The sequence below is a fragment of the Sorangium sp. So ce296 genome, from assembly GCF_051529605.1.
Classification (GTDB): Bacteria; Myxococcota_A; Polyangia; order Polyangiales; family Polyangiaceae; genus Sorangium; species Sorangium cellulosum_D.
In genome coordinates, this window is sequence record NZ_CP150325.1 from 8,754,315 (window position 1) to 8,767,179 (window position 12,865).

Annotated in this window: 11 protein-coding genes; 4 read left to right on the forward strand and 7 right to left on the reverse strand. The window is 72.9% G+C overall.

The window, feature by feature from the left end; translation table 11 throughout:
- Positions 1 to 17: 17 nt before the first annotated feature.
- The 3 genes from WME98_RS32340 to WME98_RS32350 form a co-directional block, all read right to left on the reverse strand.
- Positions 18 to 1,259, reverse strand: coding sequence for a pectate lyase family protein (locus WME98_RS32340; RefSeq protein WP_437945545.1), 1,242 nt, complete (start codon positions 1,257 to 1,259; stop codon positions 18 to 20).
- A 53-nt stretch (positions 1,260 to 1,312) separates the two neighbouring features.
- Positions 1,313 to 2,341, reverse strand: coding sequence for a pectinesterase family protein (locus WME98_RS32345; RefSeq protein WP_437945546.1), 1,029 nt, complete (start codon positions 2,339 to 2,341; stop codon positions 1,313 to 1,315).
- Between the two features lie 303 nt (positions 2,342 to 2,644).
- Positions 2,645 to 4,381, reverse strand: coding sequence for a hypothetical protein (locus tag WME98_RS32350; protein WP_437945547.1), 1,737 nt, complete (start codon positions 4,379 to 4,381; stop codon positions 2,645 to 2,647).
- A gap of 256 nt (positions 4,382 to 4,637) precedes the next feature.
- On the opposite strand from WME98_RS32350, the gene WME98_RS32355 reads away from it, so the two are divergent.
- The 3 genes from WME98_RS32355 to WME98_RS32365 are packed head-to-tail and all read left to right on the forward strand — an operon-like array spanning position 4,638 to position 7,429.
- On the forward strand, positions 4,638 to 5,156 hold the full coding sequence (locus WME98_RS32355; RefSeq protein ID WP_437945548.1) for an RNA polymerase sigma factor: 519 nt from the start codon (positions 4,638 to 4,640) through the stop codon (positions 5,154 to 5,156).
- Complete coding sequence (locus WME98_RS32360; RefSeq protein ID WP_437945549.1) at positions 5,153 to 6,406, forward strand: FecR domain-containing protein; 1,254 nt, start codon at positions 5,153 to 5,155, stop codon at positions 6,404 to 6,406. The genes WME98_RS32355 and WME98_RS32360 overlap by 4 nt, the downstream gene beginning before the upstream one ends.
- 3 nt (positions 6,407 to 6,409) lie before the next feature.
- A complete protein-coding gene (locus tag WME98_RS32365; RefSeq protein ID WP_437945550.1) occupies positions 6,410 to 7,429 on the forward strand; it encodes a hypothetical protein in 1,020 nt (339 codons plus the stop codon).
- A 64-nt stretch (positions 7,430 to 7,493) separates the two neighbouring features.
- On the opposite strand, the gene WME98_RS32370 is transcribed toward WME98_RS32365, so the two are convergent.
- From WME98_RS32370 to WME98_RS32385, 4 genes are read right to left on the reverse strand one after another with little or no spacing between them, the layout of a single operon-like run.
- On the reverse strand, positions 7,494 to 8,243 hold the full coding sequence (locus WME98_RS32370) for an ABC transporter ATP-binding protein (protein WP_437945551.1): 750 nt from the start codon (positions 8,241 to 8,243) through the stop codon (positions 7,494 to 7,496).
- The gene (locus WME98_RS32375; protein WP_437336644.1) at positions 8,240 to 9,049 is read right to left on the reverse strand and encodes an ABC transporter permease; all 810 of its coding nucleotides are present in this window, start codon (positions 9,047 to 9,049) and stop codon (positions 8,240 to 8,242) included. Before WME98_RS32375 ends, WME98_RS32370 begins: the two co-directional genes overlap by 4 nt.
- Entirely contained in the window at positions 9,046 to 9,882 is an 837-nt protein-coding gene (gene modA / locus WME98_RS32380) for a molybdate ABC transporter substrate-binding protein (protein ID WP_437945552.1), read from the reverse strand. Before modA ends, WME98_RS32375 begins: the two co-directional genes overlap by 4 nt.
- 32 nt (positions 9,883 to 9,914) lie before the next feature.
- Complete coding sequence (locus WME98_RS32385) at positions 9,915 to 11,021, reverse strand: substrate-binding domain-containing protein (RefSeq protein ID WP_437945553.1); 1,107 nt, start codon at positions 11,019 to 11,021, stop codon at positions 9,915 to 9,917.
- Between the two features lie 388 nt (positions 11,022 to 11,409).
- On the opposite strand from WME98_RS32385, the gene WME98_RS32390 reads away from it, so the two are divergent.
- The gene (locus WME98_RS32390; RefSeq protein WP_437945554.1) at positions 11,410 to 12,837 is read left to right on the forward strand and encodes a sensor histidine kinase; all 1,428 of its coding nucleotides are present in this window, start codon (positions 11,410 to 11,412) and stop codon (positions 12,835 to 12,837) included.
- The last annotated feature ends 28 nt before the right edge of the window (positions 12,838 to 12,865 follow it).

The following is a 12,865-nucleotide window of genomic DNA, read 5'->3' on the forward strand; positions in this document are numbered from 1 at the left end:
GTCGCGCTCCCGGTGGCTCAAAGGCCGAGCTCAGGTCTCGGACCTGCGCACCTGGTGAGCAGCGCCTCGACCTGGTCCGCGGGATCGAGGGAGTACTCGTAGAAGTCGCTCGGATCGAAGAAGGAAACCGTGGAGCCGCTCGACTCCTTGTCCCCCGACGTGGAACGGTAGATGTTCCCCGTGGCGACCAGCGTGCCGTCGTCATAGTAATGCGGGCGATTCACCGTGTCGAACACGCTGTTCTCGAGCACCATGTTGGTGCCGCCGCGCGCGTAGTTGCCGTAGGAGTCGATGCGCTGGAGCCAGTTGTTGTAGAGGTGGGCGCGGAGCACGTTGTCCGTGCTGGGGTTCCGCTGGTTCAGATCGCGGAACCAGTTGTGGTGGATGGTCATCTGCGCGGTGAGGTTCTCCGTCCAGCCGATCCCGAACGCCTTGTTGTGATCGCTCAGGATGCTCCAGGACACCGTCAAGTACGAGGTGTCCTTGCGGCTGTCGATCATGCCGTCGCCGATGTGGTGCAAATGGCAGTGATCGATCCAGACGTGGTGGGCCGTGTCCATCTGGACGCCGTCGAAGTCCTGCGTCTTCCCTTCCCAGTCTCCTTCGACGAAGGTGTCCCCGATGGTCAGGTTCCTCAGGATGACGTTGTGCACCCCGCTCCCCAGGAAGAACCCCCCCTGGGAGATCTCGGCCGTCGCGCCCACGCCCACGATGGTCTTGTCCGATGCGACCGAGATCTCCTTGCCCTTGGGGGACATCGTGATCTTTCCCTGGACCCGGATCACATAGGGCTCGGCCGCGCCGGCGTACTTCTCGAGATCGGCCTGCGTCGTCACCGTGACCGTCTCTCCGTCTCGTCCGCCATAGGTCCCGTCTTGGCCCTCGCCGCTCACGCTGGCAAAGCCCTCCAGGGTCAGGGGACAACCGTCGCTGTCGACCGCGCCGCCCGCGCCTCCGCCTCCGTCGCCGCCCGCACCCCCCGAACCCGCGCCCGGCTCGCCGCCGCCCGCTCCCCCCGAGGTGCTCGCCGAGCCGCCGCCCCCCGTGCCTCCCGGGCTCGGATCTCCACCCGTGACCGAGCTTCCGGCGGCCGAGCTCTCTCCGCTCGCCGCGCCTCCCGTCGTTGCGCCCGTGCTCCCGCTTCCCCCTGCCAGCGAGTCGATGCCTCCCGGGCCGTCGGGCGCTGAAGTCCCGCAGGCGAGGGCGAGGCCGAGAGGGGAGAGCGCGAGGAGGAAGGAGGCGAAGAGGTTCTGCTTCATCGCGCTTTGATCTTTCTTTGGTCTTGAGGGACAAGGGTCGATGAGAGGCGCTCTCAGTCCGCGAACGTAGGCCTCCAGGGCGCGAGCATGCTCTCGACCGTGTAGCTCGCAGCCTCGGCCGCGCTGAGCTGCCTGGACTCCGGGGCTCGCTCGCCCGGCTTCGCGCCAGGTCCCGTGGTCATGTGCTCGGCGAAGCGCGCGGTCGCGAGCGTGTTGTCGCCCATGCGGACCCAGCCCTGGGGCGCGATGTGCGCGCCGAGCTCGGTCCCGAGGTAGGCGGTCGCGCCGTAGGGCCTCCAGTTGCGACCGAGGGCGACCGAGCCGGACCTGACCGAGCCGGCCGCCGTGGCCCGTCCTCCGAGGAACACGATCCCGAAAGGGATCGATTCGTCCGTGCTCGGCGCCGTGATCGCCGTCCCGCCCGCGGCGTTGTGCATCGTGCAGTTCTCGAAGACGGCCGTGGCGCCCCCGAAGATGAAGTCGACGCTGCCCTCGATGTAACAGTCCCTGAAGTACTGCGTTCCGTTCTTCACGTAGAGCGTGTCCTGGTAACCGAGGGCCCGGCAGCGACGGAACTGCACGCGGCTCCCGGAGACGAGGAGAGCGACGGCCTGGATGCCTGGGCCCGTGCTGTTGGCGAAGGTGATGTTCTCGACCGAGACGTCGCTCGCGGAGATGTTGACGCTGAAGCTCCCCGAGGTGCCCAGCGTGCCCCCTGCGCCGTTCGAGGTGTTGGCGCTGTCGCCGTAGGTGAGCACGGTCGTCTCCGCCTGACCTGCCCGGCCGCAGAGCGTCAGGTGGGGGCGGTCGACGACGAGCTTCTCGGCGTAGGTCCCAGGGGCGATGCGGATCACGGTGGGCGTCGTGTTCGACCTGGCGACGCTGTTGATCGCGGCTTGAACCGAGGTGAAATCCCCCGAGCCATCCCGGTTCACCTCGACGAGCGGCCCACCTGTCGCGCTGTTGCAGTCGGACGCGCCGCTGCCGCCGCCCGAGCCACCTGCGCCTGAGCCGCCGCCGCCGTCGCCGCCGGTCCCCGAGCTGCCGCCCGTGTCGGCGCCTCCCGAGCCGCCGGGCGACACCGCGCCTCCGCTCCCCGTCGTGCCGCTCGATGGCCCGCCGGATGCGGTCGTGCCGCTCGATGGCCCGCCGGATGCGGCGGACGAGCCGCCTCCGGCCGCGGAGGTCAGCGGGTCGGCGTCCTGCTCGCTCGAACAGGCGAACGAGCCAACGAGAGCGAGAGGGCCCGCGCAGATCCACGCGACCGCCCCGAGCGAACGATGATGGAAGTTTCGACTGCCGCCGGAATGGCGGAAGAGCGCGCTGAAGGGCAACACGACGGGTGGTTGTTCGAGGGAGGTCGGACCCGTCAAAAAAAGCGGGCGCTACTCGCGCGCGAGCGGCAGCGCCCAGGGCCCTCCCGCGCCGGCGCGAGAGATCACCTGGGGAAAGGCGTCGCTCGCCCGTTCGGGCGCGTAGTCGTAAGGAGGCGTGAAGACGTCATCGGCTGGCTCCTCGCCCCCGCCGCCCAGGTGAACGCCGCTCCCGTCGCGGTAGAGGTTCGAGCCAGGGACGGCCAGGAGGAGCCCAATGCCCGTCGAGTCGCTGCAGCTCGAGCGCCGCGTCGCTGCCTCGACGTTCTCGAACACGCTCGCCTCGAGCAGCAGCTGCCCCTCGCACGAAGCGCCGACCGCCCACCCCGAGATGTTCGAGAACACGTTGTTGAAGAGGTGGACGCGCGCCTGGGAGCCGACCGCGAGGGGGGCGCGCGTGCTCGCTTCATCGAAGCGACAGTGGTGCATCGTCACCTCGGAGTCGGTGATCGTGGAGGCCCAGCGCTCGCGTCCGCCGCATTCCGCCTCGTTGCTCCCATCGAAGTGGACATAGGAGACGGTGACCGCGCTCGTGCCCGCGAGGATGTCGGTAAAGGCGTCGCTGATCCACTTGACGGTCGTGTGATCGATCCAGACCCTGGAGGGGGCTGTCAGCGTGAACGCATCGCCCGCTTCGAGAATGCCGGCGTTCAGATCGTAGAGGGCGAGGTTGCGGATGATGACGTTCTGGCTCTCGTCGAGGGCCATGGTCACACCCGGCAGCGCCGCGCCGCGTCCGAGCCCGACCAGCGTCTTGTTCGAGCCGAAGCGGAGGATGCGATCGTTCCGCGTCGCGCCGACGAGCGGGCTCGCGCAGGTCGCATCCCCGGTGAGGACCTGATAGAGCATCTTCTCGGCATCCTCCGCGCAGGCGCTCGGGCACACCTCGATGTCCGCGACGTCCGATCCCTTGCGGCGGAAATCGTGGGTGCCTTCGGCGAGCAGGAGCACAGCCGGCGCGTCGGAGCCGGCGAGCCTCTCGAGATCGGCCCAGCTCGAGACGAGCACGGGCGTCGCACCTGCGCCGCCGGTGGTGCTCTCGCCGAAGCCGACCGGCTCGATCCGTATCACCTTCCGGAGGGCGATGGGCCCCCTCGTCCCGGGCGCCGGCCCGATCCAGCGAGCCGTCGTGTTCGATGGAAAGGAACCCCCGGGATCGCAGCCCGGCAGATCTCCCGCGCTCCCCAGCTCGCGCGCCGCCATCCAGCCGCTGTCGTCGTAGCCAGGCGCCGTCCAGTCTCCTTCCGGCGCCGTGCTCAGCTTCCAGTCGCTGCCGCTCCCGTAGCTGCGCTCGAGCTCGTCGAGCTGGACGAGCGCCGCGGGGGTCCCCGCTGCGGCATGGACGCTCACGGCAATCACGTTGTCGCCCGGGAGCAAGGAGAGGGGCACGAAGCGCGGAGCGCGCGCCGATTCGCTCACGGCGACGAGGGCGCCGTTCCAATAGACGCGGAAGGTATCGCGCGCCGTGATGGAGAGACCGGGGCCCTCGAGCGCACCATAGCTCTCGCTGACGAGCGGCGACCGCGCGAGCTCCTCTCCTTCCCCGAAGGCGGCGCCCGGAGGGAGCTCGTCGTCGGGCGAATCTCCCTCGCAAGCGAGGTCCGCGAGGGAAGGAGAGCTGCCGCCGAGGCCCGCGTCCCCGGGGAGCCGCGTGGCCGTCTGGATGAGCTGGTCCTCACAGGAAAACCCCCAGGCCGCGGCCGAGAGCGCGGCGGCTCCGAGGACCCAGGTGCTGCGGGAGAGACGCATAAGGAACGAGGCAAAGCTGGGAGGCCATGCCGTGGAGCGCAAGCGAAATGCTCCGAGTTTCCTGCCTCGACCCCGCGGGCCGGCAGCTGCCGAATTTTTCTGGCGGGTCGAGACGCCCCCAAGTAACTAGGAGGGAGTGGCTCACCCCACGCGCTCCGTATCACCGCCGCCGGTGCCCACCTTGGCCCGCTTTCCCGCTGAAAAGCGGTCGGACGCGAGCCTGGTCGCCGGCGCGGCCGCAGGAGAGCGCGAGGCCATGGCCGTCATCTGGGATCGGTACTCCGGCCTCGTGCGAGGTGTGCTCTATGGCGCCCTCGGCCCCGATACGAGCCTCGAAGATCTGGTGCAGGAGGTGTTCCTGTCCCTGATCCAGGGCGCCGCGCGCATCCAGGACGGGCAGGCCCTCCGTGGCTATCTCGCGACCATCGCGGCGCGGCAAGCGGCGCTCGAGATCCGGAAGCGCAAGATACGCCGCTGGGTGGGCCTCTCCCCGAGCGGGGAGCTCCCCGAGCGCGCCCTCGAGCGCGTCGACTTCGAGCATCGCGAGGTGCTCCGCGCTCTCCACCGCGCGCTCGACAGGCTGAGCACGCGCCGGCGCATGGCCTTCGTGCTGCGCCACGTCCAAGGCCTCGACATGCTCGAGACGGCCGCGGCCCTCGGCGTGTCCGAATCGACGTTGCGCCGGGAGCTCGAGAGCGCACGCGAGCTGTTGCGAAAGGCGCGTGAGCCAGCCCTCCAGGAGTTTTTGTCTCAGCGTGAAGGACTCTGGCCATGAGCGACCCCGGACGACAGCTCGATCCCGTTGCGGAGCTCCTGCAGCGCGCCGCTCGGCTGAGCGAGACAGAGCGCATCGAGGCGCGCGCCGCCTTCCTGCGCCGCGTCGACGAGGAGCAGGCTCGCGCGAGCAAGCCGCGGGCGGTCGTGCGCTGGGCAGCGCCGCTCGCCCTCGCCGGGAGCGTGTTGCTCGCTCTCTTCCTCTGGCTGCCGGAGCGAGGCCTCGACTATGTCGTTGAAGGGGCGGAGGAGGAGAGCGGCTATGTGCGCGTGCCCCTCGATCACCCGGCCGCCATCACCTTCTCCGATCGGACGCAGATCCGGGCGGCGGCAGGGGCGCGGCTTCGCATCGACGAGATCGAGAACGAGAGCGGCGCCCGCGTCTCGGTCGAGCGCGGCCGCGTCGACGCCGAGATCACGCACACCGGGCACAGCGATTGGCGCTTCGTGGCGGGTCCGTTCGTGGTCCGCGTCACGGGCACGCGCTTCGAGCTCCACTGGGACGCCGACCGCGAGCGGATCGAGGTGACCCTGCACGAGGGCTCGGTCGAGGTGGAGGGCTACGCCGGTTTCGGCGCCGTGAGCGTGCGCGCGGGGCAGCGCTTCGTGGGGGACGCGTCGGCGAGGACGCTCCTCGTCAGCGACGCCGCGGCGCACGGCCCCGAGCCCGCGCCTCCCGCCGCGCAGGGAGAGGGCGCCGAGGTCGCGCCGGCGCCGCCGGAGCCCGCGAGCTCCCCGGAGCCGAGCTCCTCCGAAGATCCGGCGCCCCCGGCCGCGCCGCCGAGCGGCAAACCGTCCTGGACCAAGCTCGTTTCTCAGGGCGAGTTCCGGCGCGTCGTCCAGGAGGCCGCGGCGCGGGGCGAGCAGGCTTGTCTCGCCTCCTGCGACGCCGCCGATCTGAACGCCCTGGCCGACGCCGCCCGCTATGTGGGGCAGGGCGAGCTCGCCGAGCAGGCCCTGCTGGCCCTGCGCTCGCGCTACGCGAAGGCCGCAGGGAGTCGTGCCGCCTTCTTGCTCGGGCGCCTGCACGAGGGCCGCGGCGCCGCCGCGCGCGCCAGGACCTGGTACGAGACGGCGCTCCGCGAGGCGCCGAGCGGCCCCTTCGCCGCCGAATCGCTCGCGGGAAAGATGCGCACCGTCCAGATCCTCGAGGGGCCCGCCGCGGCGCGCGCGGTGGCGCAGGAGTACCTGCGCCTCTTTCCGAGCGGGGTCCACGCCAAGACGGCCCGACAGCTCGCCGCGCAGCCCTGATCCATGGGTCAGCGGGCGCGAACGCTCCTCGTCCTGCTGCTGCTGCTCGTCTGCCCTCGACTGGCCTGGGCGCAGCGGGTGCTCGTCGTGCGGCCGCCCCCGCGCGACGCCACGCTCTTCGAGGCCTTCGGACGGCTCAGCGCCGAGCTCGAGCTGCAGTCCTTCGAGGTGATCGCGCTCGGGAGCGCCGCGCGCCCTCCAGGGGCCGAGGAGCTCGAGCGAAAGGCGCAGGAGAGCGAGGCCTTCGCGGCTGTCGCGCTGAGCCGCGACGGCAGCGGCACGGCCGCCGAGGTGTGCATCGTGGATCGCGTGACCGGCAAGACGACCACGCGCAGGCTCCTCATCGACCCTTCGAGCGATGGCCCGATGCTCCTCGCCGTGCGCGCCGTCGATCTGCTGCGCGCAAGCCTGCTCGAGCTCGGCTCGGGCCAAGCCCCCGCGCGGGACGTGCTCGGCGTCGAGGCGCAGCCGCCCGCCCCCGAGGTGCTCCGCTTCTCCCAGAAGCCTCCCCGCTTCCACCTGCGCACCGGAGGGCTCGTCCTCTTCACGCCTCCGATCGGCGGCGGCGCGGGGGCGCAGATCGGGGCGCACTATCGCGTCGACGAGAGCCTCCGTCTCGGTCTGCTCCTGGGCGGCCCCCTCTTCGGCGCCGAGTTCCGTGGTGGAGGCGGCGCTGCCCAGGTGCGCCAGGAGCTCGCGCTCCTCCGGGCCAGCTGGAACCTCGCGCCAGCAGCTGCCGGTCCTCACTGGGAATGGGGGCCGCTCCTCGGCATCGGCGCCTATCACCTCCAGGCCACCGGCGACGTCACGTTGCCGCTCGTGGGGCGCAGCGAGGGGTTTTTCTTCTTTGCCGCCGACGTGGGGCTGAGCGCCCAGTTCTTCTTTCTTCCGAGCGTGAGCCTCGGCTTCGAGCTCACCTGCCTCACGCTCCTGCCGCGCCCCGTCATCGCCGTCGACGAGGCGCGCTCCGCTCCCCTCATCGCTCAAGCCCTGGGCGCGCTCAGCCTGGGCGTCGCGTTTTGACGGAGCGGCGCGCGGCCGGCAGCGCGTTTTCGGAGGTCGGCGGTGGCTCAGGGCATCGACTGCGTTACTCACCCCCGCCGCGCACCGACGCGACGAGCTCCTCCACGAAGCGCGACGCCGGCCGGGCCGAAAGCTCCTCCCACGTCCCGGCCTGCGTCACGCGCCCCGCCTCGAGCACGGCGATGCGCCTCCCGAGGAGCCGCGCGTCCGCCGCGTCGTGCGTGACGACGATCGTCGGGAGGGCGAGCGCCTCCAGGTACCCCGCGAGGAACGCCCGCACCTCGCGGCGGGAATGGACGTCGAGCGCGGCCAGCGGCTCGTCGAGCAGCAGCGCCCGCGGGCTCACGGAGAGCGCGCGCGCGAGCGCCACGCGCTGCCTCTCGCCCCCGGAGAGCGCCTCGGTCCGGCGGTCCGCGTGCTCGGAGATGCCGAGGTCGTGCAGCACCGTGTCCACCCGCGCGCCGATGGACGCGCCCCTCCGGCGCGAGGGATCGCTCCTCACCGCGAACGCGACGTTCTCCCGGACGCTGAGGTGCGGAAACAGCGCGTAGTCCTGCGGTACGTAGCCGATCCCGCGCCGCTCGACCGGCACGTCGATGCCGGCGGCCGTGTCGAGGAGCAGCGCGCCCCCGATCTCGACACGCCCCCGGTTCACGGGGAGCACGCCGAGCAGGAGTGAGAGCAGGCTCGTCTTCCCCGCGCCGTTGGGCCCCACGAGGGCCAGCGTCCCCGCTCCGGTCTCGATCTCCGCGTCGATGCGCAGCCGCCCGACCCGCGCCGTCACGCGGGCGCGCAGCCCCTCCGCGCCGGTCACGGCGCCGCCTCGCCGCGCCCGGCGGAGCGCCGCGCCGCGGCCCGCACGAACAGGAGCAGCGCGAACGCCACGGCGACGAGGACCATCGACAGCGCCTGCGCCGCGCGCATGTCCGACTCGAGCGCCGTGTAGATGGCGAGCGGCAGCGTCTGCGTCCGGCCTTGCAGGTTCCCGGCGAACATGAGCGTCGCGCCGAACTCGCCGAGGGAGCGCGCCCAGCTCATGGCCGCCCCCGCGACGAGCCCCGGGGCCGACAGCGGCAGCGCCACGCGAAAGAACACCCGGAGCGGCGACGCGCCGAACGTCCGCGCCACCACCACGAGCTTCGGGTCGACCCGCCGGAACGCGCTCGTCGCCGCCTGCACGAAGAACGGCGCCGAGACGAACACCTCGGCCATGACGACCGCCGCGGTCGTGAACGTCACCGACCACCCCTCCGGGTACAGCCAGCCGGCGAGGAGCCCGCGCCGCCCGAAGGCGAGCAGCATCGCGACCCCGGCGACCGCCGGCGGGATCACGATGGGCAGCTGCACCGCCGTCTCGACCGCGCGCGCGAGGCGCCCGCGCGCGCGCGCGAGCGTCCAGGCGAGCGGCGTCCCGAGGACCACCACGAGGGCGAGGCTGGCCGCGGTGGTGACGAGGCTCAGCCGCAGCGCGGGCCACACGAGGGGGTGGCTGAGCCCCTGCTCGACGTCCGCCGCCGTGGCCGTCACGAACAGCGCCAGGATCGGGACGGCCAGGAACGCCACGAGGACCGCGCCGATCGCGGCCAGGGCGCCCTGCTCCGCGCGGAGGCGCGCGCTCACGGGCCCGATCCGCCCCCGGACGGCGCGAGGAACCCGGCGCGCCGCAGCGCGCTCTGCCCGGCCTCCGAGCGCACGAGGTCGACCCAGGCGCGCGCGAGCCCCGGATGCGCGGCGCCGGCCACGACCGCGATCGGGTACTCGGCGACGACGTTGACCTCGGGCGGGATCGCCACGACGGTCACGCCGTCCTGCGCCGCCTGCGCGTCGGTCCGGTAGACCACGCCGACCTGCGCCTCCCCGAGGCGCACCTTGGTGAGCACCTGGCGCACGTTGAGCTCGCGCGAGGCGACCCTGGCCTCGACGCGCGCGCGGAAGTCCGCGCCCAGGGACGCGGACGCGCGATCGAGGATCTGCAGCGTATAGCGGCCGATCGGGACCTCCGGGGTGCCGAGGACGATCCGGTCCGCGCCGGGGAGGTCGGCGAGCCCCCGGATCGCGCCGGCGCTCTCGCGCGCGACGACGAGGACGGGCTCGTTGCGCGCGAAGACGACCGGTCCCACGGCGCGCCCGGACTTCACGAGCTCGTCCATGTGGCGCTGATCGGCCGAGGCGAACACGTCGGCCGCGGCGCCGTGCTCGAGCTGCGTGCGGAGCTCCTGGGTGCCGGCGAAGTTGAACGTGACCTCGACGCCGGGGTGAGCGGCCTTGAAGTCCTCGCCCATCGCGGTGAACACGTCCCGGAGGGAAGCCGCGGCGAAGACGGCGAGCCTGTCCTCGCGCGGGGCAGGCGGCGGCTCCGAGCGCCCGCAGCCGAACATGGCGATGAGGCACGCCGCGAGGACCAGGCGCGGGAAGGCGCGCAGCAGCGGTCGTCGGGCGACGCGCGTCCGCAAGGCCCCTGGGTGCCGTCTCCCCGCGCGCGCCGTCATGCCGCCCGCACCTCCGCGACCCGCTCGCCCGCCGGGCGGACGTCGTAGCCGAGGACCGACAGCTCGCGGCGGAAGGCCCCCGAGACGAGCACGTCGAGCAGGCGCTGGAGCCGCGCGTCGGCGAGCGACGCCCGCGGGATCGCGAGGTCGTAGCGCTCCTCGGCCAGGGCGACGAAGCCGAGCCCGAACGCCATCGCCGCGTCGCGCGTGGCGACGCCCGTGTCCGCCGCGCCCATGGCCACGGCGCGCGCGACGTCGAGGTGGCCGGCGGCCCGGAGCGGCGGCCTGCGCGCGAGCTCGATCGGCAGCCCGTGACCGCGCACCTCGCGCTCGAGGAGCCGCTGGGCGCCCGCGCCCGCCTCGCGCCCGACGAGGCGCAGGCCAGGGCGGCCGAGATCGGCCGCGCCGCGGATCCGGGCCGCGTCCTCGAGGCGGACCACGAGGCCCGCCTCCCAGCGCGCGAGCGTGATGAGGGCGATCGGCTCGGCGTGCCCGAGCTTCCGGACGTCGGCGACGTTCGCCTCGCCGGTGCGCGCGTCGACGAGGTGGACGCCCGCGACGTGGGCGCGCTGCCGGCCGAGCGCCTGGAGGGCCGCGGTGCTCGACCGGGGGAACCAGAGGAACCGCCCCGGCCCCGGCCGCGTGTTGAGCCGGTCGGCGAGCAGCCCGAGGCCCGCCGCGCAGCCCATCACGACGACGTTGTCCTCGACCTCGGCCAGCGCCCGGAGGGGCTCGACGTCCGCCTTCCCGCGCCGCTCGCCGGTCACGATGCCGTCCGCCGCCGTCCGCGCCGCGTCGTGGTCGAGCGGGTAGGCGACCCAGCGGCCCGCGATGCGCGCCACCGCGGCGCGGCCCGACGCCGCCGGCGCGTCGAGCTCGGCGGCGATGGCGGCCGCCGCGCCCGGCGCGCCGAAGAGGTCCTCGACCTGGCAGTCGAGGGCGCGCGCGACGCGCAGCGCGACGTCGACCGCCGGCGTCGCGCGGCCCGCCTCGATGGCGCCCACGCTCTGCCGCGTGAGCCCGGCGCGCTCCGCGAGCGCGATCTGCGACAGCCCGCGCGCCTCGCGCCGCTCGCGGACCCGGTTGGCGGCTCGGCCGGCCATGGCGCGTGATCTTTACATCGAGGAACGCGTGCTTGTCACCGCCTTCGCGCGCGAACGCCCCGGCGGCCGGGCCATCCCGTTCGGCCGCCCGCGCAGGAGCGCCGTAGCGCGTCGGTCGAGCGCCAACGCCCCTGCGCCGGTCGGCGGTCTTCTCGAGGACGCTGAAGAAGGCCGAGTGGCGCCGTGGAGCGCGTGGGAGCAACAGCGGACTGCCGTGCTCCGGCGCGACGCCGGCGCGCCGGGGCCGCCCCCCGGCGCGGCTCCGGGGGCAGCTTGCTCCCCGCGCTGCCCGGCCTAGCTTTTGAGCGGGGATCAGCCACGAAGGAGCGAGGGCTCTCTCCATCCGCTGGCCCGCTAGCCCCGTCGAGAGCAGGGAGGAACCTTGGTTATGCCGACGCGGACGCGCTTCGAGGCCACGGCGAGGAGGGGCTATGCCATCCTGATCCTGCTCCTGGCGGTCGGCATGGCGTTCTCCCTTCGCCGGTTCTCGTCCGTGGCGGACGCTCAGAGTGAGTGGCTGAGCGCGAAAGAGCGCAACATCACGCTGGTGGAACGGCTCCGGTGGACCGCCGAGCTCGTCGTGTCGCACGGCAGGGGCTACCTCGTTTCCGGAAATCGAGAGCTCCTCGACGAGGCCGAGGACGCCAAGGCGCGCTTCCGCGAGAACATCCGCGCGCTCCGCGCCGAGTCGCTCAGCCCGACGGCTCTCCAGCTGGTCGCGGACGTCGAGGAGGCGGCCGGGCGCTTCATCCTGATCCAGAGGGAGCTGCTCGCGGCCCGGGAGCGGACCGAGGACGCGGGCCTCATCGCGCGCCGCTTCGACGAGGAGCTGCGGCCGCGTCGCCGCGATCTCTATCGCTCCCTCGAGCGCCTCGTCGACCACAAGGAGTTTGCCATCGAGGCCGCCTATGCCGGCGCGCGGGCGGAGCGAGCCGAGCTCGCGCTGCGGCTGTACAGCCTGCTGGGCCTCCTGGCGTCGACCGGCCTCGGCGTCGCATGGTACTTCACGAGGCGCCTCGGCGGCCTGTACCAGCAGGTGCGGGAGGCGCGCGAGGCCGCGCGCAGGGCGGTGACGGCCCGCGACGAGCTCATGGGCATCGTGGCCCACGACCTGCGCAACCCGCTCAGCGCGATCACGTTGAAGGCCGCCCGGCTGCGGAGGGCGGCCGACTCCGAGCAGGTACGGCAGCAGGCGGAGTCGATCGAGAACGTCGCCAAGCGGATGGAGCAGCTCATCCGGACCATGCTCGACGCGGCGACCGTGGAGGCCAGCAAGTTCTCGGTGACGCCCGCGCCGTGCGCCGTCGACGATCTCCTGCGCGAGACCCTGGAGCTGTTCGGGCCGCTCGCCGAATCCAAGCAGGTCCGGCTCGAGCAGAGCGTGAGCGCGCCCGGGCTCGTGATCTCCGCCGAGCGGGAGCGCGTGCTCCAGGTGCTGTCGAACCTCGTCGGCAACGCGCTGAAGTTCACGCCTCAGGGCGGCCGCGTGACCCTCTCGGTCGACCGGGACAGCGAGATGGCCCGCTTCGGCGTCATCGACACGGGGCCCGGGATCCCCCGCGAGGACCTCCAGAGCATCTTCGAGCGGTTCTGGAAGGTCGAGGCGCCCGGGGAGAGGGGGACCGGGCTCGGGCTCTACATCGCCAAGGGGATCGTCGACGCGCACGGAGGCCGCATCTGGGCGGAGAGCGAGGTCGGGCGCGGCGCCCGGTTCTACGTGACGCTCCCGCTCGTCGAGCCCGCCGCGCACCGGGCGTCCGCCGCGGAGGAGGCGCCCGCGCTGTCCGCGGAGAGCGACCCTCGCGCCGGCGGGTGAGGCGCCCGCCGGGACGCGAGCCCCGCTC

Coding starts and splice junctions, on each gene's coding strand:
- WME98_RS32340 (WP_437945545.1), bottom strand. CDS start 1,259: ATGAAGCAGAACCTCTTCGCCTCCTTCCTCCTCGCGCTCTCCCCTCTC.
- WME98_RS32350 (WP_437945547.1), bottom strand. CDS start 4,381: ATGCGTCTCTCCCGCAGCACCTGGGTCCTCGGAGCCGCCGCGCTCTCG.
- WME98_RS32355 (WP_437945548.1), top strand. CDS start 4,638: ATGGCCGTCATCTGGGATCGGTACTCCGGCCTCGTGCGAGGTGTGCTC.
- WME98_RS32360 (WP_437945549.1), top strand. CDS start 5,153: ATGAGCGACCCCGGACGACAGCTCGATCCCGTTGCGGAGCTCCTGCAG.
- WME98_RS32365 (WP_437945550.1), top strand. CDS start 6,410: ATGGGTCAGCGGGCGCGAACGCTCCTCGTCCTGCTGCTGCTGCTCGTC.
- WME98_RS32385 (WP_437945553.1), bottom strand. CDS start 11,021: ATGGCCGGCCGAGCCGCCAACCGGGTCCGCGAGCGGCGCGAGGCGCGC.
- WME98_RS32390 (WP_437945554.1), top strand. CDS start 11,410: ATGCCGACGCGGACGCGCTTCGAGGCCACGGCGAGGAGGGGCTATGCC.